Annotated in this window: 18 protein-coding genes; 11 read left to right on the top strand and 7 right to left on the bottom strand. The window is 46.4% G+C overall.

Going from position 1 to position 20,568, the window contains the following annotated elements; translation table 11 throughout:
* The first annotated feature begins 60 nt into the window (after positions 1–60).
* The 7 genes from NFI80_RS07860 (at position 61) to NFI80_RS07830 (ending at position 8,401) form a co-directional block, all read left to right on the top strand.
* Positions 61–1,083, top strand: a complete 1,023-nt coding sequence (locus NFI80_RS07860; RefSeq protein WP_233798640.1) for a hypothetical protein — start codon at positions 61–63, stop codon at positions 1,081–1,083.
* Positions 1,083–2,036 carry a hypothetical protein gene (locus NFI80_RS07855; protein WP_235163545.1) on the top strand — a complete coding sequence of 318 codons (954 nt, stop codon included), beginning with the start codon at positions 1,083–1,085 and terminating at the stop codon, positions 2,034–2,036. The genes NFI80_RS07860 and NFI80_RS07855 overlap by 1 nt, the downstream gene beginning before the upstream one ends.
* Before the next feature lie 23 nt (positions 2,037–2,059).
* Positions 2,060–3,523 carry an MBOAT family O-acyltransferase gene (locus NFI80_RS07850; RefSeq protein ID WP_235163546.1) on the top strand — a complete coding sequence of 488 codons (1,464 nt, stop codon included), beginning with the start codon at positions 2,060–2,062 and terminating at the stop codon, positions 3,521–3,523.
* A 10-nt stretch (positions 3,524–3,533) separates the two neighbouring features.
* Entirely contained in the window at positions 3,534–5,189 is a 1,656-nt protein-coding gene (locus NFI80_RS07845; RefSeq protein ID WP_235163547.1) for a hypothetical protein, read from the top strand.
* Between the two features lie 55 nt (positions 5,190–5,244).
* Positions 5,245–7,014 (top strand): TrkH family potassium uptake protein, encoded by a 1,770-nt coding sequence (locus NFI80_RS07840; RefSeq protein ID WP_235163548.1) that lies wholly within the window; start codon positions 5,245–5,247, stop codon positions 7,012–7,014.
* 11 nt (positions 7,015–7,025) lie between these two features.
* Positions 7,026–7,703, top strand: a complete 678-nt coding sequence (locus tag NFI80_RS07835) for a potassium channel family protein (RefSeq protein WP_233798635.1) — start codon at positions 7,026–7,028, stop codon at positions 7,701–7,703.
* 143 nt (positions 7,704–7,846) lie between these two features.
* A complete protein-coding gene (locus NFI80_RS07830; protein ID WP_235163549.1) occupies positions 7,847–8,401 on the top strand; it encodes a YceI family protein in 555 nt (184 codons plus the stop codon).
* Positions 8,402–8,576: 175 nt separating this feature from the next.
* Here NFI80_RS07830 and NFI80_RS07825 read toward each other — a convergent pair whose 3' ends face one another.
* Positions 8,577–8,888, bottom strand: coding sequence for a hypothetical protein (locus NFI80_RS07825; protein ID WP_233798633.1), 312 nt, complete (start codon positions 8,886–8,888; stop codon positions 8,577–8,579).
* 128 nt (positions 8,889–9,016) lie between these two features.
* Between NFI80_RS07825 and NFI80_RS07820 the strand changes: the two genes are divergently transcribed.
* Positions 9,017–9,541, top strand: a complete 525-nt coding sequence (locus NFI80_RS07820; RefSeq protein WP_235158968.1) for a DUF4142 domain-containing protein — start codon at positions 9,017–9,019, stop codon at positions 9,539–9,541.
* A gap of 88 nt (positions 9,542–9,629) precedes the next feature.
* Here the strand turns inward: NFI80_RS07820 and NFI80_RS07815 are convergent, their stop codons facing one another.
* A complete protein-coding gene (locus NFI80_RS07815; protein ID WP_235163550.1) occupies positions 9,630–10,418 on the bottom strand; it encodes a hypothetical protein in 789 nt (262 codons plus the stop codon).
* A 150-nt stretch (positions 10,419–10,568) separates the two neighbouring features.
* On the opposite strand from NFI80_RS07815, the gene NFI80_RS07810 reads away from it, so the two are divergent.
* Both NFI80_RS07810 and NFI80_RS07805 read left to right on the top strand, forming a co-directional pair.
* Positions 10,569–12,077 (top strand): hypothetical protein, encoded by a 1,509-nt coding sequence (locus NFI80_RS07810; RefSeq protein WP_235163551.1) that lies wholly within the window; start codon positions 10,569–10,571, stop codon positions 12,075–12,077.
* The gene (locus NFI80_RS07805) at positions 12,074–13,456 is read left to right on the top strand and encodes a bifunctional class I SAM-dependent methyltransferase/glycosyltransferase family 2 protein (protein WP_235163552.1); all 1,383 of its coding nucleotides are present in this window, start codon (positions 12,074–12,076) and stop codon (positions 13,454–13,456) included. The genes NFI80_RS07810 and NFI80_RS07805 overlap by 4 nt, the downstream gene beginning before the upstream one ends.
* A gap of 14 nt (positions 13,457–13,470) precedes the next feature.
* On the opposite strand, the gene NFI80_RS07800 is transcribed toward NFI80_RS07805, so the two are convergent.
* A complete protein-coding gene (locus tag NFI80_RS07800) occupies positions 13,471–14,307 on the bottom strand; it encodes an AraC family transcriptional regulator (RefSeq protein WP_235163553.1) in 837 nt (278 codons plus the stop codon).
* Between the two features lie 119 nt (positions 14,308–14,426).
* Between NFI80_RS07800 and NFI80_RS07795 the strand changes: the two genes are divergently transcribed.
* The gene (locus NFI80_RS07795; protein ID WP_235163554.1) at positions 14,427–15,296 is read left to right on the top strand and encodes a 3-keto-disaccharide hydrolase; all 870 of its coding nucleotides are present in this window, start codon (positions 14,427–14,429) and stop codon (positions 15,294–15,296) included.
* A 74-nt stretch (positions 15,297–15,370) separates the two neighbouring features.
* Here the strand turns inward: NFI80_RS07795 and NFI80_RS07790 are convergent, their stop codons facing one another.
* The 4 genes from NFI80_RS07790 to NFI80_RS07775 are packed head-to-tail and all read right to left on the bottom strand — an operon-like array spanning position 15,371 to position 20,400.
* Positions 15,371–15,571 carry a hypothetical protein gene (locus tag NFI80_RS07790; RefSeq protein ID WP_035360465.1) on the bottom strand — a complete coding sequence of 67 codons (201 nt, stop codon included), beginning with the start codon at positions 15,569–15,571 and terminating at the stop codon, positions 15,371–15,373.
* Positions 15,572–15,589: 18 nt separating this feature from the next.
* Positions 15,590–16,765, bottom strand: a complete 1,176-nt coding sequence (locus tag NFI80_RS07785; protein ID WP_235163555.1) for a PepSY-associated TM helix domain-containing protein — start codon at positions 16,763–16,765, stop codon at positions 15,590–15,592.
* A gap of 28 nt (positions 16,766–16,793) precedes the next feature.
* Complete coding sequence (locus NFI80_RS07780; RefSeq protein WP_235163556.1) at positions 16,794–18,032, bottom strand: DUF4374 domain-containing protein; 1,239 nt, start codon at positions 18,030–18,032, stop codon at positions 16,794–16,796.
* Between the two features lie 28 nt (positions 18,033–18,060).
* A complete protein-coding gene (locus tag NFI80_RS07775) occupies positions 18,061–20,400 on the bottom strand; it encodes a TonB-dependent receptor (RefSeq protein ID WP_235163557.1) in 2,340 nt (779 codons plus the stop codon).
* Between the last annotated feature and the right edge of the window lie 168 nt (positions 20,401–20,568).

The raw sequence follows: 20,568 nt of genomic DNA, 5'->3' as shown, positions 1-20,568 counted from the left end.
AAATTTGAGCTGTCCTTCAACGTGGCAACTCTTACTTACTACATTTCCAAAAACAGATTTATGAGACCCCAAGTTGATGTTGGCATTGCTTTCTACGGCAAACCCTATCAAACCATTGTGACAATCAAGTCGCTCATTCAGCATAGTGGACAATACATCGACAAGATCTATATTTCCCGTGAACGCAAGCAGCCGCACGAAGATTATGTCGGGATTTTCAAGGTGATTGATTACTTCCGGAATGACCCTGATGTGCGCCTCGTTATCCAATATCCCCACCATCATCTGGGCCTGGGTGTGATGGACCTGGAGCGTGCAAAAACCGATGCGCGGTGGAGACAAAGCATTATGTACCAGTATGCGCTGGAAACGACTGATAAGAAGTTTATGTGCATCATGCACAACGATATGCTCTTCCACGACGACATGATCGGCGTGATGCTGGAACAAATGATGAACGGGCCTGAGAATCTGATCGGTATGGGGTCGATCGGCCAATGCTGGAGTTGCCCGGCTGGAAGGGATTGGGGGAATAAATGCAACCCGTTCATATTCCAGGAATATGTGCCATCTTACGAGGAGGCGATGGAACTTACCGAGGCTTATGCCACGCCACGCCAGCAGATACAGAAGAACGTGATCAAAGGCGGCCGGGTACATATTTTGCCGGAATGCCGGTTGAACGAATACTGTGCGATGATCAATGTGGAAAGTTACCAGAAGGAAACGGTTCCGAATGGTAACATTGGCTGCTATGGAGGCAACTGGGGCGGGACTGATACGGCAACGCTGTGGTCACACGATGTTTACCAGAAAGGATACCGTTTCAAGCATATCACTTTGGAAGATTATACAAAGCATGCTCCGTTTGACAGCACAAGCAGCGGCACCCAGGCAAACAACAACCGGAACCTGTACCATCAGTCGGAGGAAGGAGCTAAGGAATATATTGAGAAAAATTACGGGCCGATCCGGTTTTCCAGCTATGTATCCCGGGCCAATTTCGTGGATTCCGTAAAAAGAAAAGCATGGCTGTCTGTTATCCATACATACGGCTATTTCAAAAACTTAGTTAAAAAATAATGCAGAGCACCTTGAACCGTGGCTTGAAATTGCTGTTCAGATCCGTCATACTAGCCCTGATTGTTCTCAGTGTTATTGAATTAACCTACCGTGTGATCACGGCCTATTATGCCAAAAATGCATTTACAGCTGCGCTGATAGACAAACATGCTTATGCAAAGTCAATTTCTTCTCCCAAAATAATCCTGGTAGGAGGCTCAAACCTGGCTTTTGGCATCAATTCCGCCAAGCTGAGCAAAATGACCGGAATGCCGGTGGTCAATATGGCCCTGCTGGCGCCGCTCGGCATCGACTTTATTTTGTCCGACGCGCTGGGCTACATCAACAAGGGAGACATTGTGATCATGTCGTTTGAATATGATGTTTTTCCCAAAGGGGATGTGGAGTCGCAACTGTCTGTCGTGGATTTTGTGCCGGAGGACAAGCATTTTGTTACTTATAAGGATGGCTTGGAAGAAAAATGGAAAGCGCAGTTTTTGCATCGTTTGCAGGCCCCGTTAAGTATCGAGATCATTCTGCAGAATCCCACGGTCGCAGATCCTTACGCTATTTATTTCCGCAAAGCATTTACCCCGCAGGGCGATATCGTCAGCCATCTCAACAACATTACCCGCACAGTGGATGCTGGCCCGAACACGACGAGCCTTTTCCTGTACGAAGGGCAGGCTGAGACAATGAACGCCTTTACGGAGCGGTTCAGACAGAAAGGGGCTAAGGCTTATTTTCTGTATCCCACGATAGCCGAAAGCTTTTATAAAAACTCAGCCGTGGCGGTGGAGAAGCTTAATGAGCGTTATAAAAAGCATTTGAAAGCACCCATCTTATCGGAACCCGGGCAGTCGGTATATGCGGATAGCCTGTGTTTTGACACGGTGTATCATTTGAAAGGGAAAGCCAGGGATGAGCATACGGAAAAGGTTGCGGGTGCTTTGCTCCGTCTCGGAAGTAATTAATTCAAGTCAATTAAAAGATTATAATGCTATTCAATTCTATTGAATTTTTAATTTTTTTTCCTGTCGTAACGATCCTGTATTTCCTGTTGGAACATCGGTATCGCTGGATGTTGCTGCTCGCGGCAAGCTGCTATTTTTACATGGCATTCAGGCCCATCTACATCCTCATCCTGGCCTTTACCATTGTAATCGATTACTATGCAGGCATCTTAATAGAGGAATCGACGGCGGAAAAAAAGAAGCGGTATCTGATTTTAAGCATTTTTGCAAACGTTGGTGTACTTGCTGTTTTTAAGTATTATAATTTCTTCGCCGCCGAACTTAACACAACATTCAATACTGACACCCCATTACTGAACATACTGCTGCCCGTAGGCTTGTCTTTTCACACTTTTCAGGCCATGAGTTATACGTTTGAAGTATACCGCGGGAACCAGAAAGCGGAACGTCATTTCGGGATTTACTCACTTTATGTGATGTTTTATCCGCAATTGGTAGCAGGGCCTATCGAGCGTCCCCAGAACATTCTGCACCAGTTTTATGTTAAGCACAAGTTTGACTATGAGCAGGTAAGAAGCGGATTGCTGCTGATGGCATGGGGGATGTTCAAGAAAGTCGTTATTGCGGATCGTCTGGCTATTTTCGTCAACCAGGTCTTTGATTATCCGACGCAGTATCCCGGCCCTTCGCTGGTGGTGGCAGCTGTCTTCTTTTCATTCCAGATCTTTTGCGATTTTTCGGGCTACTCCGACATTGCCATCGGATCCGCGCAGGTGATGGGCTTTACGCTGATGAAGAATTTTGACCGTCCTTATTCTTCCAAAAGCATTTCGGAATTCTGGCGCAGATGGCACATATCCCTGTCGACCTGGTTCCGTGATTATCTCTATATCCCTTTGGGCGGCAATCGTGTGGGGAGAAACCGGGCTTTACTGAATCTGTTTATCGTTTTCCTCGTAAGCGGGCTCTGGCATGGGGCAAACTGGAATTATATCATCTGGGGCGCGCTGCACGGCTTTTATCTCGTTTTTGCACTTGTTACCCAAAAGCCGAGAACCTACATCCAGTCGCTGGTAGGAATGGACCGGGTTCCCTGGCTTCATAACGGCATCCAGGTCCTGACCACCTTTGTGCTGGTTACATTTGCCTGGATCTTTTTCCGCGCCGACTATTATAATACGGATATAATGTGGAATCTTGTAAAAAGTTTAGGAAAGGGTTGGCCATCGGTTCAGGAGTTTTTCAGCACACAATATTTTATGGAAAACATTTGTCTGGGGCAAAAGCGCAGAACGTTCTTTACAGCCATTGCTCTCATTGTCTTTATGGAAATGGTCCATCATTTTCAGAAGAAGAACAGCCTCAGGCTTTCGCTTTCCTATCAGCCTCTGTGGGTGCGGTGGAGCTTCTATTCCATCTTCGTGCTAGCCATTTTATATCTGGGTGTTTTTGATAACACACCTCAATTTATATATTTCCAATTCTAGATCTTAGACCGTGATCCGGGTAAAACAGAAGCAATTCCTCATTTATCTGCTAATGGCTGCTCCGGTCATTGCGTTTGCTGTTTTTATCTTCAAACATGCGATTAATGTGCCTTTCATGGACGACATGGAACTTGTTGATTCCATTAATGTCCTGAAAAACGGAACGGCGGATGTCTTTACCACGCTTGTCCGGCAGCAGAACGACCACCGGTCTACGTTTCCGCGGTTGGGTATAATTCTCAGTTACTTGCTGAGCGGCACGCTGGATTTCAGGCTCACGATCCTGCTGGGTTACTTCAACCTGATGCTTTTGGGTTATGCTTTTTACCTGATTTACAGATCTGCCAATAAGGAGATTACGCTGTTTCTGCCCGTAATGCTGTTGCTGTTTTCGCCCCTGGTGTATTATGTTCACCTTTGGAGCCTAACGGCTTTCCAGCACACGCTTTCGATTGCGTTTTCCATTTTGTGCCTTTATTTTTTGCAGCCGGAGAAGAAATCCTCCTGGCTTTTTGCATTTCCAATCGCCGTTGCAGCCACGCTCACCAACCTCGACGGCATCAGCGTTATGCCGGTTTGTATATTCTGGCTGCTCACACAAAAGCGCTGGAAAGACAGCTTGATTTTCACAGGCCTGACGGTCGTATATCTCATCATTTATTTTACCGATTTCAAACTTTCTTCTGCCAGCCAGATAGGCTTTACCATGAACAGCCTGCCGCTTATGGCGCACGCTTTTATTGTTGTTACGGGGTCGTTCGCCAGATTTATTTCGGATACATATGGCATATTGTTGTCTACGATCCTGGGTTCCGGCATTCTGCTAACCTTTCTTGTATTCAAATTTTTCCCCCGCTCAGAAGGAGGCTATCGCTTCTCATTCCTTGAAATATGGAAGCTGGACCTGACGGATATCTGCTTTTTGAGAATGCTGGGCAGTATGGGGATGATCATGATCGGCCGCTATGCCGAAGGCGTGGGAACAATGATTGCGCCCAGGTTCCAGATTTACGCTGTCAGTGTTCTTATTCTCTTTTATTTGTTTCTGGTAAAAAGCGCACCCTTCCGTAAAGCCGCTTTTTTCAAGATTGCCGCCATAAGCATTGCATTGGTTTTAAGCGTTTACAGTTACAGAAAATACGACAAGGCTGTTAATTTTAACGACGCCGGACTGAAAGCGGATAGTTACAATTATACAAGGAACAAGTTCTTCCTGCACCAGTATTATAACCTGCCCGACCCGGAGCCCTCATTTTATGAAAACTATATCTTTCCTGAATATTTCGGCAAAAAGGTGATCGATACATGGAAAACCACTTCCGGGGCCAAAAGTGATCTGGGCATACAGGTGACCGAATATCCGGATCTGCCGCGATATAAAACTTACCTCTATCGGGTGAAAGCGATCAAAGTTTCCAATGTTGGGAGTGAAGTTCCTGGTAAGGATGTATATCTGGGCCTGACCGAAAATGCAGATCCCAGCCGGTTCTACCTGGTGGCGCTAAAAGACGACCGGCCGTCATGGAAGAGTGGAAAAGCAGGGGCAGGGGAATTTAATGTAGAAATTCCTGGCAAAATCAAGCCAGGAACTTATACTGCTACATTGTGCTGGCTGGACGATGATCAGCCCCGGTTCAAGATGATTTCCAAAAATGTTTCGCTTTGAGCTGCTTTAAACATGCGCTAAATAGCTTTATGTTTGTGCAAATCGGGCGCATTGGATGAATGAAAAAATAAGATATTTCCGGAAAACGCTGGACCACATATTGATAGCGATGAGTGTCGTTTGTGCAATGGTGGTCGTTTTTCATTTGGGCTACAACAGAGACCCGAAAATTGAGCAGCTAACCAATCGGATTTTGGAATGGTGCTTCTTATTTTTCACACTGGCGCTGGCTGCCAAGACTTTCACAGCGTTCAAAAGTAAATCTTCAATCATTTCCCGGGTAGGAGAGGCGCTGCTGCTCTTTTATTTTCTCGCGGTGATCATTGCCGACAGTTACCATTTTTCCGGAACGGACGGAACAGAACTTGTGAAACCGGAATGGATGTACGTAGGCATTTTCGCGATACTCATCATTGAAGTTTCCAAGCAGACGCTGTTCTTTGATAAGTTTTATTTCAATCCCACGCTGCTTTTCGTACTGAGCTTTCTGACATTGATCCTGATCGGCACGGCGCTGTTGCTGCTGCCCAAAACCACACACCATCAACAGCTTTCATTTGTAGATGCGCTTTTTATTGCGACGAGTGCGGTTTGCATTACCGGACTTTCTGTTGTGGACATTGCCTCGGAGTTCACGCGCTTTGGCCAGACCATTCTGCTTGTGCTCGTACAGATCGGCGGGCTGGGTATTATGACATTTACGGGGTTTTTTGGCTACTTTTTTTCAGGTGGATTTTCCTATAAAAACCAACTGATGTTTACCGAGCTGATCGGTGAGAACAAGGTGAGTTCCGTGATTTCTACTTTATATAAAATCATCCTGGTTACTTTCTTTTTTGAAATTGTAGGCGGTGTGCTCATCTATCTCAGCCTGGAACCGGACGATTTTGAAAGCCGCGCAGAGCAGCTTTATTTTACTGTTTTTCACGCCATAAGCGCCTTTTGTAATGCAGGATTTTCTACCGTTCCGGATGGCATGAACAATGCGGCGCTCCGGTTTAATTACGAGCTGCATCTTTCGCTCATTCTGCTGTATGTGATGGGAGGATTGGGCTTCGGGATCATTTTCAATTCATATGAATTTATCCGGCGCTGGGCCTACAACCTTTATCACCGGGTACGGCATGGGCGTCATTTCATTTACAGGGCGCGCGTCATTGCTTTCAACTCCAAAATCATCGCTTATACCAGCTTTTTTCTCATATTATTCGGGTTTACAGTGGTTTTCATTTTAGAGTATAACCACACGCTTCTGGCGCATGACACTTACTACGGCAAGATTGTGACGGCCTTGTTTATCGGCACCAGCCCGCGGTCAGCAGGATTTAATACAGTTGTAATGAGTCAGTTGGCTTTTCCGACCGTGATGCTCATTTTTCTGTTAATGTGGATTGGTGCTGCGCCTGGTTCTACCGGCGGGGGGATCAAGGTTACTACATTTGCATTGGCGATCCTCAATATTGCGACGTTATCAAGGGGAAAAGGAACGATTGAAGTATTTGGAAGGAAGGTTTTGCAGGAGTCGATCTCTAAGGCGCTGGGAATTATCTCGTTATCGCTGATCTTTCTTGGCATTGCCATCTTTTTATTGTCGGTCACAGATCCTGATAAACATCTCATTTCACTCGCATTTGAAACTTTCTCGGCATACAGCACCACCGGGCTCAGCCTGGGAGTGACGCCGGAACTGAGCAGCGCCGGCCGTCTGGTGATCATCGCAACCATGTTCATCGGCAGGGTAGGCTCGCTGACATTGCTTGTGGCCATTGTCCGGAATGCAAGACCAACAAATTATCAGCTCCCGGGCGAGCAGATGAACTTTTAAACCCGTAAAAAATGAAATACATCATATTTGGATTGGGAAGTTTCGGCAAATCCCTGGCAACCCGCCTGACAGAACTGGGGCACGAGACCATCGGCGTGGACAACAACATGCAAAAGGTGGAACAGCTGAAAGAGCGCATTACGCATACGGTGTGCATGGATTGTACCGATAAAAATGCAGTGAGTTCGCTGCCGCTCAAAGATGCGGATGCGGTAATTGTGGCCATCGGTGAGGACGAAGGCGCGTCGCTGCTGGCGACGGCATTGCTCAAACAACTGGGCGTGAAAAAGATCATCGGCCGGGTCGTGTCGGACCTTCAAAAGACTGTTCTGGAAGCGATGCAGATAGAAGAATACATTCTGCCCGAAGAGGAATCCGCGGAACGGCTCGCGATGCGGCTGGATAATTCGGGAATTGTCGATTCGTTTAAGGTATCTGAAAAATACAGCATCATTGAAACCCGCGTCCCTCCGCGTTATGTAGGTAAAACGCTCGCAGAAGCTGATCTCACAAACCGTTACAATGTAATTGTATTAACAGTGCTGACCTTGTCGAAAGGATCTGAAAACGGGCTGGCGAAAATATTCAAAAGGGCTTCGGGCATTGCTACGCCCGGCACCATTATGCATGAGGACGAAGTGCTGGTCCTTTTTGGGGAATTGAAAGACATTGAAAAGCTCATGCACTGACGTCATCCGGAACAACACAACTCTTCCTACTATCCCAAAGGTTACTGCTAACCTTTGGGATAGTACTATACTTTCCATAGCATAAGTAGCTAAGTTTGTACTGCCATATCAATCATGGATAGTATCAATTTAACTTTTATGCAATGTCAAAAATAACCTGGAATGTCGACCCGATGCACTCGGAAGTGCAGTTTAAAGTAAAACACCTTGTGATCTCAACCGTAACCGGATCATTCAAATCATTCAACGGCAGAGCTGTTACGGAAGGGGAGCAATTTGAAAATGCAGCCATTGATTTTACGATTGATGTAGATAGCGTGGACACCGGTCAGCCGGGACGTGACGAACATTTACGAAATACAGACTTTTTCGAAACAGCAACTCATCCGCAGTTTCATTTCAAATCGACAACTTTTACAAAAATCAAAGGAGATTTATATAAACTGACAGGTAACCTGACCATTAAAGGGATTACCAAAGAGGTGGAGCTGGAAGCAGAATATGGCGGAACGGAAAGGGATCCGTGGGGCAACACCAAGGTGGGATTCGAGGTGACAGGAACTATTGACCGGAAGGATTTCAATGTCACTTTTAATTCGCTGACGGAAACTGGTGGTCTGGCCTTGGGTGAGAATATTAAAATTATTGCGAATATTCAACTTGCGAAAGAAGTTGTGAATGAAGCGGTTGCAGCTTAATACATTACACTAGCATACCGATCAGCAGAAGTATAAAAATCAGCAGAAGTTTAAAACGCGCGACTTACTTGCTTCAACGGCTTAAATGTTGGAGCAAGTAACTCGGCGCGAATTTTTTTATTAATGGTCAGCGATTCCGTACTGCGTTGTCAGAGCAGTGTAAGGCTGGAAACTGCTAGTCAATTCTGCCCAGTTCTTTTCTCATGTCATACCACGCCTGAATGTCATTGTCTGCTGCATCAGTGTGATTGGCTTTCAGGTATTCCAGGAAGGTGAATTTTGCATCGTCTGATTGCAAATGCAAGTTATCTTCTACTCCCTCTGCATGAACGAGATATTCATAACCGTCGTTCGTGACTTCTTTTGACGTGTAGAATTTTCCGGATTTTTCAAAGTTGTTTACCGAACTATACAAATCATATACATCTTGATCGCCCCTCAAATCCACACTGGACAGCCAGGTTTCATAATCTGTCGTTTTTGCCATTTCAATTATAAGTTGTTTGCCATTCAAACGATAAAAATTGTACCAATGCTAAAAAGCGTTTGTATGTGCTGTTACTGGCATGGTTTTTAAATCCGCTGCTGATTTTCAAACTTGAACCAGATTTTCAGATGAAAGCGATTTTATTATTAGTGACTTGCGTATTGCTAAGCGCCGTGCTGGCATTTTCAGACCGCTTTGAAACAGACTCACCGGACGCGAAGTTCGTGCTGGCGGCCGCTGATGGCGGGATGCTTGAAGTGAAACTAGGTGAACTTGCTGTAAAGAAGGCCACTGCTGCGAAGTGCAAGGATTTTGGCAAATCGATGATTAAAGACCATACGAAGGTTAATAATGAGCTGAAAGCGCTCGCAGGCAAAAAGCAAGTGAGCATTCCAACGCAGCTCAGCACTGCCAAGCAGCAAATGTACGACAGCCTGAATGCGCAATCCGGCGAGCAGTTTGATATGCTTTACATGAATATGATGATTGCTTCTCACGAAGAAACGATCGGCTTGTTTCAATCAGAATCCAACGAAGGAAAAGATCCCGATTTTAAAAAGTGGGCGGATTCCAAAATCCCGGCTTTAAAGCACCATTTAGAAATGGCCAAAGCGCTTTTCCCGCAAAACCAGAAAGAATCATCTGTTAAGTAAACATCTGTTAAGTAAAAATGGTAATCCAAGCAAAAGCCGCCCGGTCCACAGACCTGACGGCTTTTTGCTTTCAATTATCGGTTTTCGGTTACTGCGCCAACGGCTCGCTGTAAAAGAAATCGTCCATGATCACCAGGTCATTTTCAGCATTGTCGGCATATTTGTTGCTGATCGCCGCTGAGCCGGTGGTAATGGTCACTCTTGTGATCTTGCTGTCGGGGAAAACGACGCCCAGGAACGAAAATCCGTTGGCATCCTTGCGGATAGGCGCTTTGAATTTGCCCAGACTTTTGTCTCCTTCAAAGAATTCAAGCGTAGTCGAATTGGCCTGGTCTACATCCGATAATACGACGCCGAAACCCTTCACAAACGCGTTGGTAGCTGTGCCCGGAACTTTGAAAGTCACGTCCATTTTGTTGCTTCCTACCGCTGCGAATGTGCGGGCAGGACTGAATGAGCTGAACTGCTCGCCGTAACTGGAAACCAGGTCGCTAAAATCCTTGTCGCTGATCCGTAATCCTTTGCCCGGAGTAGAGAAAATAGCGCCGCGCTTTCTGCCGGCGGCAACGGCGGGATCTGTGCTATTAAAAAAATCGCCAGGGAAATTGTCTGTATTGGTTTGATTATCAGGCACAGCATCCCAGTTAATCTCCCTGCGTCCGGCGTTCTGGTTTGGTGTGGTGTTCAGTTGGTCTCCGAGTAATGTTCTGAAAGCCGCAATCTGCGAGGTAATGTCCCCGCTGCCTTTCACTTCCGTAAAGTTGAGCGATGGCGAAGGTGTTTCCGGTTCGTCACTGTCGTTGCATGCGGACATGAGTGCGATGCAGGCAAATATGGCTGCATTTCTGATCTTTGTTTTCAATTGATAAGGTTTCATAACTAAAATGGTTGAACTTGTTTTAATTTTCTGTTGACAAAGGTATCGGGCACCCGGACGCTCAACTTGAAAGAAATGCTAAAAACTATTAAAAAGTATAAAAAGGATTGGGAGTATTAGTGCTTGATAATCGACCTTTTAAGCATACCTATGAGCCGATATACCAATGCGTTCCTCATTATGCTTCCCATTGCGGGCTGTATTTTGTGGTATTTACTCAAAGTGTTCCAATTTCAAACAAGCCCTGAGCAGTATCCCGACGGCATGGTGATCCTGCAATTGAGCAGGGGCTGGTTGGAAGGGCGGCCATTGCTGTTTGATACGATCTACGGAAACCATGCGCTGCAGCATAACTATTATCTTATTCCCCTTGCAGGCATTTTTACCAAACCGATGGGCGTTTATGGGCTTTTTATGGCTTATGTATGTCTGGTTGGCGTTTTTTTTTGGAAATATTATCGAAGCCTCCCGGACTTTAATGCGTTGGAAAGCCGTGCCTCCTGGCTCACGGTCCTGTGCTACGTTTTTGGGCCGATGGCGTATTTCATGTATCTGGATTATTTCGGCTGGCATCCCGAGCAATACCTGATTCCGCTGCTCGCTTTGCTTGCATTAAGTCTGGGACAACGGAAGTGGGGGATGAGCCTGGTGTGGCTGTCACTCGCATTTTTGGTCAAAGAGTCTGCTATTGTGCTCATTTGCTGTTTGTTATTGTTTTGCTCGGTGGTGGATCTGGTCCTTCGCAATCCGGGCAAACCGGTTTTGAGCTATCTATTAAACAGGAAAAATGTGACTATCACCGGCATCTCTCTTACATTGTTTGCGCTTGGATTATGGTGGCTTTCGCATTTAAACGGACCGCAAACGAGCCGTCTTGCCCAGGCGTTTGCAAAGGTTCAGTTTAACATGACGTTCGTTTATTATGTTCTGTTTTCGGGCATGGTCGGGTTATTGACTTTTGGTTTGGGACTGATTCCTTTTGTCCCTTGGCTTCGTACATTTTCGCGTAAGCGTCTCATTATCGGGTTGTTGGCAGGTTGTTATTTGGTTTTGTTTGTGATGTTTGCTGTGGAGTCGCTATATTACTTTCCAACCATTTATCCGGGGATCTCTTACCCGCCAAGGATAAGCGGTCTGTGGGCTTTCATGTTTGGCGCTTTCCTGTTTTTGAGTCACCGGTTCCCGCTGTCAGGCATGTTAAGAGGTCAAAATGCAATGTCCTGGACGCTGGCGGGCTGCGTGTTGCAGTTTGTTATGGCGCCGTTTTTGGTTGCGCATCATTTCACATTCGAATCCAGGCCTGCCCGGTTAAGTGCCAATGTATCTTACATGATGAAAACACGCCTCGGACTGAATCCCTACCCGGATGGCATTGCCAATGAACTCCATGATCTGGCAGGAAAGCTGCCGCCCGGCTCGGAGGTGATTGTTCCGTTTCAGCACATACGCTATTTCGAAAATGTTTATCCAAGCTTCTGGGATTACGGTGGAAAATACCCGCTCCATGTGCTTGGCAAGCCCCTTCTTTATGTCTACGAAAGGGATTTGGTCAAAAGCGGCTTTTACCGCACATTCCCTGGCAGTGATTACCGAATTATTCCCAATGAGCATCTTTTGATTCTGGCCGATCCCGGCTGGTATAAACTGCACTTCAAATGACAGGGGAGACAAGAGAAAAATGGATCAGAAAAAACGCGTATTACCATCGGACTTTGGTAAAGCATTTAAAATTCATTGTGCCGGAAGGATCCTCCGTGCTGGAAATTGGTTGCGGCACAGGCTATCTGCTGGAACAACTGCGGCCGGCAAGGGGCGTCGGCATTGACCTCTCGGACGAAATGATCCGTTTTGCCAGAATCCATCGCCCGGGCAACACCTATCTGGAAATGGGTGCGGAACATTTATCGTTGAACGAAACCTTCGATTACGTGATCATCAGTGATACAATAGGAGGTTTCAGGGACGTTCAAATGGTGTTTGAAGCAGTTCACAAAGTATTCACTCCGCAAACCCGCCTGGTGATCACCTCCACCAATTTCATATGGAGGCCATTGCTGAACCTTGCAGAAAAGCTTGGTCTGAAAATGCCCCAGAAACGTCAGAACTGGCTAGATATCAGCGACATTATCTCGCTCCTCAATCTCTCGGATTTCGATCTGATCAGCCACGACAAGAAGATGATCTTTCCCAGATACATTCCCTTTCTATCCGATTTCCTGAACCGGTATGTAGCAAATCTGCCCATCATTAATGCCCTGGGACTGATTACTTGCCTGGTAGCCAGGAGCGAGCGCGTGCCCGTAAAGCCTGCCGGTGCGATGAGCGTAAGCGTTATTATTCCTGCCCGCAACGAAAAAGGCAACATTGAAGCCCTCATGCAGCGCACACCGGAGATGGGCCGTCATACAGAACTGATTTTTATAGAAGGCAATTCCACGGACCAAACCTGGCCTGAGATCGAGCGGTTGGGCGCTCATTATAGCGGATTCAGGGACATTAAATGGGCGCAGCAAACGGGCAAAGGCAAGGGAGACGCAGTCAGGAAGGGTTATAGCGTGGCGAGCGGGGACATTCTGATGATCCTGGATGCCGATATGACCGTAGCGCCCGAGGAACTTCCCAAGTTTTTCAATGCCATTGCTTCGGGGAAAGGGGAATATATCAATGGTTCACGGCTGGTGTATCCTATGGAAAAGGAGGCAATGCGTTTCCTGAACCTCCTGGGTAACAAGTTTTTCAGCCTGGCATTTTCATGGCTTTTGGGCCAGAACTTGAAGGATACATTGTGTGGTACCAAAGTGATTTCAAGGGAAAATTACCTGAAACTAGCCGCTAACAGGGCTTATTTCGGGGATTTTGATCCGTTCGGCGATTTCGACCTGATTTTCGGTGCTGCCAAGTTAAACCTGAAATTTGTCGAGATCCCGATCCGTTACCGCGCCCGCACATATGGTGAAACGAACATTTCGCGCTTCAAGCATGGGTGGCTTTTGCTGCGAATGACTGCATTTGCCGTGAAAAAAATCAAGTTCACCTGAACGGCAGCATTATTTCACATCCGCATCCGGAAAGCAGTCGGCGTAGCGCCGGTGTATTTTCGGAACTGTTTACAAAGATGGCTTTCGTCCGTATAGCTGAACTCGTCAGCAATTTCACTCAGGGTAAGCTGGCTGTACAGCAGGCGCGCTTCTATGAGTTTGATCCTGTGCTTGATAATGTATTGTTTTAAAGATTCGCCGGTTTGCCTCTTGAAAAAGAGGCTGATATAAGCAGGCGCATAATGGAAAGTTTCGGCCAGATGTTCAATAGTGAGTTCTTCGGGCCGGTAAATGTGCTGCCGGATATACATTAAAATCGCTTCTATCGAGTCCTTCGTAACGGGCTTTCCGGGCGTCTGACTGAACAGGTTGCGTGCCAGGATAATGAGCATGCTGCGCATAAGACTATCGCGGATGATCTCAAAATACTGTGACTGGTCATTGGCTGATTCTGTTTCCAGGACCGCCAGCAAATGATGCAGCTTCTGTTTCTCCTGCTTATCCGTAACAATTGATCCGCGGCTCTGCGATGAGGTGTTCAGCAAATTCCGGATCACCGGCTGCCAGGGGCGCTCCTTATCGCCAGGCAGCTGCTTCTGAATAGACTCATTGAAACGGACAAAGCTGAATTCCGTCGGCTCCTGAATGTCGAAATGATGAAAATCCTCCGGGCCAAGCAGAAAAACATCTCCTTCGGCATATTGGAACGCATTGCCATTGATATGGTGGACACCATTTCCTTTCAGTATAAAAATAATCTCAAAATACGTATGCTTATGGACCGAGTGCGTCCAGGTTTCGGCCTCGAAATGATAAATGCTGAATGGTGAATGAAGGACGTAGCGTTTCATGGGGTTTTAAGAACACCATAAACATACCAATTAACAATGGATTTTTACAATAGGATCGGCGGAGTCGTTTCTAAATTTGTGTCCATAAAACCAATCAACCGACCAGACGAAATCAAATTATGAGACCTTTACTACTCACATTAACAGCGATAATCGCGATATGCACTCTGTTTTCCATGCGTAATGCAGACGAGTGGACCCCGATGCTTGATAAAGACCTTTCGCAGTGGGAAAATTATCTGAGCTACAATCACAAGCCCGGTTATAATGGAAAAGTACCAACTGATGCGAGCGGAAAACCCATTGCGCCCATTGGCTATAACAAAGATAACGGGAGGGTTTTCTCAGTAGATAATACGTCCGGATCCCCGGTATTACACGTAAGCGGCGAGACTTACGGCTGTTTGTTTACCAAAAAATCCTACAAAAATTACCATCTCAAACTCCAAATGAAGTGGGGCGAGAAAAAATATGAGCCGCGAAAAGACAAGCTCCGCGACTCGGGTATTTTATATCATTCCAATGGCGAAGCAGGTGCTGAATACTGGCGCTCATGGATGCTTTCCCAGGAATTCCAGATTATGGAAGGGCATATGGGAGATTTTTGGTGCCAGGCCAATTCGGCCATCGATATTCGATCTTTTCCCTCGGAAGGCGTAATGAACCGGGTTGCGGATCATAAACAACCCTTTGGTACATTCAAAACAGGAAGCGATTACTATTGCATGCGCTCTGAAAACCACGAAAGTCCCGCTGGCGAATGGACGACGCTTGAACTGATTTGCTTTGAAGGAAAAAGTTTGCATATCGTTAACGGCCACGTGGTTATGGTGCTCAATAATTCGCGTTACATTACACCGGACGGTAAGAATGTGCCAATGACCAGCGGGAAAATCCAGCTGCAAAGTGAAGCCGCAGAAGTATTCTATCGTGACATCCTGATCAAAGAACTTAAGACAATGCCCAAAGAGTACGCAAGCTTATTTTAAACACCTCATAAAGCAAATAGACCCCGCAAGGATATAGCGGAGTCTATTCGACTATTTTTCAGCCAGAACAACATTTATCTAGCCCGGCCTATGGTTGGGTTTTTCTTTGGTTTTACCAAATACCAAACTGCCAGAACCACCGGAATGCCCAGAGTAAGCCAGGACAGCAAGTCATAGAAACCGTCTCCCGTGAGCGCCGATAACAGTCCTATTGCAGATAAAATTCCGATAATGATGGGAAGTCCCCAGACTTTCCAGAAAACACTTTTTACCATAATCCGGTACATTTGAAGTTAAACATTTTCACTATGCGCCTGAACTGTCAGGATTTCAGTATCATTTTTGTCCAGCCTTTTGATGTGCGCTTTTGTGGCTTTATTTCGTGCAAACCACAAGTATAATCCGCTGCCCAGGATCACAATAGTGGCAATATCAAACAGCGCCCAGATGATTTTAAGCGGCAGTCCGCCATAATCCCCAAAATGCAATGGCTGGGAAATGAACAGGGCATTTACAAACCATGGCATATCGCGCAGGTCCGTCAGCACTCCCTTTTTAGCATCGATCAGAGCTGGTTTAATAATGCGCTTCGTCAAAGGTGTATTTCCTTTTACAAAAACTGCATAATGGTGTTTGCTTGAAAACGGAGTTCCGGGGTAAGCGATCAGGGACGGTTCCATGCCTGGGGCTGCTTGTTTGGTCAATGTAACAGCCTGATCTACTGAACTTAATTTTCCTGACAAGGGTGATGCAGTGATGTAAGGCGCCGTCATTTCTGCAAGCTGACCCTGCTGCCAGAGGCCCAGCACAATCTCCGAGGCCGTGTTAATAACACCCGTAAAGCCTACAACAACTCCCCATACGATGGTCACCACACCAAGTAAGTTATGCAGGTCAAGCCATTTGAGCCGGGTTGAGCGCGCCGTCCGGATCATACCGAAATCAAACCGTTTCATGATCGGGCCGTATAGCATGATGCCGGAGACAATGGCTGCTATAAATAACAACCCCATTACGCCGAGGAATAATTTGCCGCCGATTCCCATAAACATATCCACGTGCATCTGGAACATGATATACATGAAACCTTCCTGATAATTGGGTGTTTCCAAAACCTCAGCCGTATGGTCATCCACGATCACCGTTGTGTAATTATCCGGTGCCGCGTTGATGGAATCCGAAAGACTGAATGCGGTTGTGTTTGGCTCATGTTCATCCCAGTAGACGTAACGGATCACCTTTTTCGAATAAGTGGCCAATGCCGTTTCTGCCAGTTTGTCCAGGCTGGCCTTGGGCGTTCCTGCGGGCACTTGTTTCGCCATGTGCGGCTTGCCTTCCAGCTCTTCGATTTCTTCATGGAAGATCAGCGGAAGACCGGTAAGGCAAAGCATAAGCAAAAATGCCGTGCATATCAGGCTCGTCCATTTGTGGATCTGGAACCAGGTCTGGATTTTTTTGACAGAGCTCATATTGTTGAATGCTGTTTTGGTTGATTAATTATTCACTCAGTTTTGCAAATCCTTGAATGGATCCGTCATGAGCAACTTTGAACACAGAGGTTGCTTTGTTGCCGTCTACAACATAATATCCATCTTCATTCACGGTGGTTACGGTGGTGGTGCCGCTGGTTGTTACCGTGCCGTTCCGTACCCACAGGTAAACTTTACCATCAATTTCAGTGATGGCCTGCTCATTAGCATATGCATAATCATGCAGCGGCATTCCTTCAATTTTAGTAATCTGTTTTGAAGTCATATCGTAAGTATAGTATTCAAAAATACTCGCGGTAAGATTGGAATAGTCTGTTTTAAGCGGCACCGTAGCCATTTCAAAATATAATTTTCCGCCTTTTACCAATGCTGTTGCAATGGAGTTTCCCGCTTTCAGCGCTTTTGTAGAAAATACCCAGGTCTTGTCAAAATCGGTTTCGCCCTTTTTGATACGGATGATGGACGGATTCGAAAACGCAGAATTTCCCAGTCCCGTGCTGTAAAGATATAAAGCGCCATCATCTCCGATTGACCACATTTTGTTTCCCGATGATCCCCAGCCGATGCTCTTCAAACCATCATATTTGATCGTTTTCTCATATTTATCTGTCGCCAGATCCACCACCGCAAATTCGACTGCATTGAAAACGTCATCGCCATAACCGCCATCCTTCTTGGTGCCGTACGTGATCCCAACGAATAATTTCCCTTCTTTCGCAGCAATGGTATGCTGGCCTACTGCCTGATATTCAACGCCATCTTTCTTCACAACAGACAGATCCACTTCACCCGTCCGCAACATCGTGGTGGGATTGAACTTCTGTAATTTCAACGTTCCGCGCGTTACGTCCAGATAATAACCAGAAGTCTCGTTTACAACCAGATATTGAGAGGAACCAGCGATGAAGCCCTCATCTTTGAGGCTGCCGTCAGCGTTAACCGTATATTTTTGCAAACCCACATCGCCGGCGGCATTGGACCGGTTGAAAAGCCAGTTTTTGAAAGTGCGGAAACCAAAGGCACTTACAACCTGCAATGTTTTTGTGTTGTTGTTTTGAATACTTCCCGACGGAAATCCGCTAAGCGGCGTGATGAAACCTGCATCGAAACGCGATGTGGTGGTCATTAATATGAACTTGTCTTTTTCCTCGGGCGTCGGCCCGTCAATGTCGTCATCGGACGAGCATCCGATGAATGTGGAGGCAGCGAAAAAGTAGAACAGATACTTGAATAAAGGGGTTTTCATAACATTGGATTTAATAAAAAACTGGAATTTATTTGAGGGTATAATTAAGTTTCAAGTGTAAGCTGCGGCCCGCATTCTGAATGCGGAAGTTGTCATAGATGCGGGCATTCAGGAAGTTTTTGGCCTGAAAACCAATAGAAAAGTGCTCTCCGCCGGGATGATAAGTGAACCCTGCCGAGTGCAGGCCCTGGTTCGGGATAATGTTGGGCGCATCGAACTTCGCTTTGCCCCATAACCCCAGGAAACCGTCGGGTTCGAGGTTTTTGGGGACGTAATTCAGGTAATATTCCCGTACAAATGTGAAGAAGTAATACAGGTGGATTTTCCCGTTGTTCCCAATGTGGTTAAGCGTGCTGTTCAAACCCAGGTTAGCAAAGAAATAGGGCGTATTGCGCAGCCTGGCCTTTTCAGTCTGCCGGTTTTGCGTGTTAAACAGGCGGAAATCCTGGTAAGTGAAATTGCCGTTCGCCCGCAGCCAGCGATTCAGGGACACGGTTAAGTCAGCTTCAAGGCCAAGTCCTTTTACATTTTCAACATTTTGGTTTTGGGTAAACAAAAAATCAATCGGGACTTTCAGGATCAGATCTTTGGTAATGCGGTAAAAAGTGTTGACTTCCAGGCTGTAAGCATTTCTTTTTTCTGTCCGGAAGCCCAGATTGATATTGGTGCTTTTCTCGGGTGTGAGCAGGAAATTGGAGCGATGGAAATTCCCGTCCCCAAACATTTCATCCTGCTCAGGCAAGCGTGTAGCAGCCTCCGCCGAAAACCGCAAAAAAGTATTGCCTGTCAATGCAAACTTCACTGCTTCCGCAATGCCGAAGCTATTTTCCGAAGTAGACCTGTGTTCGCCAAGCGCAGTTCCGTACATGTCAACATTGATGGTTGACGTATTGTAATGAAAGAATTTCGCAATCAGGTTGTTGGTAAGTTTCCCGTTCAGGAAAACGGATTGAACGCCCGCAGCGCCGATAATTTTGTAGTATTTGGCAGGAAGTGATAAAATATCCTGGCCGGTCCCAGGCAATGTTAACCCCATCGGGTCGGTTCCGGTGCGACCAATGTTCGTAGAAACCACATTAAATTCCACAAGATGATTTTCCGCAGCTTGATAGCTCAAATGGGTCCGTGAAGTGAAATAGGAGAATTTTATGTCGGACAAGCTTCCCTGCATTGAAATTTCGCCCAGGCGGGAAGGACTGGGAATAAACCTGCCATACCAGTCGTAAGTGCCTCTTGCTGTGTCGACTTGCGCAGTATGAATGTTGCTGGCGGTGAGGAACTGATCAATCCCAAGCCGGCCAAACTTCTTGCGATAGCGAAGCGTGGGAATCACCGAATGCTGCCTGCTAACCGACGCGCCAAATGGCTGCGACATGCTTGCGCCATATTGATTCTGCCTGTTAATGTGAAACCAGGTCACGCCCACGCGAAGCTCATCAACCCAGCTTAAATTGGTCAATCCTGCATAACCTTCTGTATAATAGTTGGTAAACTGATTGTGGAACAAACGCACTGTGGCCGGCGTACGTGCAGCTGTTTCCTGGTCTGTAACAGTCACATCCACTTTGTAATTGTTATCGGAGCGGTTTAGAAATGCGTCTGCGCCCACGAAAAAGTGGCGGGTCGTGTCGCTGTATAATGCGTTTAATGATGCCCGGTGGGTGTTAAAGGAGGCAATTTCATAAGATGCTTCCGCATAACGGTAAAGCGACTTTTTGGTAACCATATTCACCGCCCCGCCCAACGCGTCTGCGCCTAACGCAGTCGGTAGTACACCTTTATACACTTCCACGCGTTCGAGCATATTCACCGGCACGAGCGAAATGTTGTATCCAGCGCCCAGATAATCAAGCGGAATGCCGTCACGGAAATTTTTGATGGCGCGATCCTGAAAACCATTCATCATGAGTCCGGAATTGGAACCTAGTCCACCTGTTTGTCGGATGCGGATCCCCGCCGAGCGGTTCATGAGTTCAACCAATGATGAAGGTTGCTGCTGAACTGCTTTGGTATTGATCACCTCGGCCTTGATCGGTTGCAGTTTTGCTTGCTGGGTTTCGGATTGCCCCATCACCTGCACCTCCGAAAGCTGGGTTTGGTCGTCGAGCAATGTGAAAGTAATACTGCCTTTTCTGATGTCTTTCTGGGCAATAGTGCGCGTTAGTTTTTTAAAGCCAATGTGTTGTATGTCAATTTTATACGACTCCATAGCAGGCACTGTAATCCGGAATGCGCCAAGGCTGTCAGTTAGCGTGCCGTTAACTGTGTTCATCACAGTTACAGAGGCGCCGGGTAAAGGATTTCCCTGACCATCCTGTACAATTCCGGAAATAACAGTTGTTTCCTGACCAGCCGCTGGCAACCGCATAAAAAGCAGCATTATAAATAAAAGTGGAAGGACTGGGAGAGATTTTGTCAACTGTGTATAAATTTGTTAATTAAGACTGTTTAAAAATAAGTGCAAAGCTACGGGTGGGTTGACTCGGGCGGTTAACGCCATATGCACTTTTAATGACGCTAAAAGCAGGAGTTTCGG

This window comes from Dyadobacter chenhuakuii, from assembly GCF_023821985.2.
GTDB lineage: Bacteria > Bacteroidota > Bacteroidia > Cytophagales > Spirosomataceae > Dyadobacter > Dyadobacter chenhuakuii.
This window is presented reverse-complemented; position numbering and strand designations above follow the sequence as displayed.

Coding starts and splice junctions, on each gene's coding strand:
- NFI80_RS07815 (WP_235163550.1), bottom strand. CDS start 10,418: ATGAAACCTTATCAATTGAAAACAAAGATCAGAAATGCAGCCATATTT.
- NFI80_RS07855 (WP_235163545.1), top strand. CDS start 1,083: ATGCAGAGCACCTTGAACCGTGGCTTGAAATTGCTGTTCAGATCCGTC.
- NFI80_RS07850 (WP_235163546.1), top strand. CDS start 2,060: ATGCTATTCAATTCTATTGAATTTTTAATTTTTTTTCCTGTCGTAACG.
- NFI80_RS07860 (WP_233798640.1), top strand. CDS start 61: ATGAGACCCCAAGTTGATGTTGGCATTGCTTTCTACGGCAAACCCTAT.
- NFI80_RS07835 (WP_233798635.1), top strand. CDS start 7,026: ATGAAATACATCATATTTGGATTGGGAAGTTTCGGCAAATCCCTGGCA.
- NFI80_RS07785 (WP_235163555.1), bottom strand. CDS start 16,765: ATGAGCTCTGTCAAAAAAATCCAGACCTGGTTCCAGATCCACAAATGG.
- NFI80_RS07800 (WP_235163553.1), bottom strand. CDS start 14,307: ATGAAACGCTACGTCCTTCATTCACCATTCAGCATTTATCATTTCGAG.
- NFI80_RS07820 (WP_235158968.1), top strand. CDS start 9,017: ATGAAAGCGATTTTATTATTAGTGACTTGCGTATTGCTAAGCGCCGTG.
- NFI80_RS07840 (WP_235163548.1), top strand. CDS start 5,245: ATGAATGAAAAAATAAGATATTTCCGGAAAACGCTGGACCACATATTG.
- NFI80_RS07830 (WP_235163549.1), top strand. CDS start 7,847: ATGTCAAAAATAACCTGGAATGTCGACCCGATGCACTCGGAAGTGCAG.
- NFI80_RS07805 (WP_235163552.1), top strand. CDS start 12,074: ATGACAGGGGAGACAAGAGAAAAATGGATCAGAAAAAACGCGTATTAC.
- NFI80_RS07825 (WP_233798633.1), bottom strand. CDS start 8,888: ATGGCAAAAACGACAGATTATGAAACCTGGCTGTCCAGTGTGGATTTG.
- NFI80_RS07780 (WP_235163556.1), bottom strand. CDS start 18,032: ATGAAAACCCCTTTATTCAAGTATCTGTTCTACTTTTTCGCTGCCTCC.
- NFI80_RS07790 (WP_035360465.1), bottom strand. CDS start 15,571: ATGGTAAAAAGTGTTTTCTGGAAAGTCTGGGGACTTCCCATCATTATC.
- NFI80_RS07810 (WP_235163551.1), top strand. CDS start 10,569: ATGAGCCGATATACCAATGCGTTCCTCATTATGCTTCCCATTGCGGGC.
- NFI80_RS07775 (WP_235163557.1), bottom strand. CDS start 20,400: ATGCGGTTGCCAGCGGCTGGTCAGGAAACAACTGTTATTTCCGGAATT.
- NFI80_RS07795 (WP_235163554.1), top strand. CDS start 14,427: ATGAGACCTTTACTACTCACATTAACAGCGATAATCGCGATATGCACT.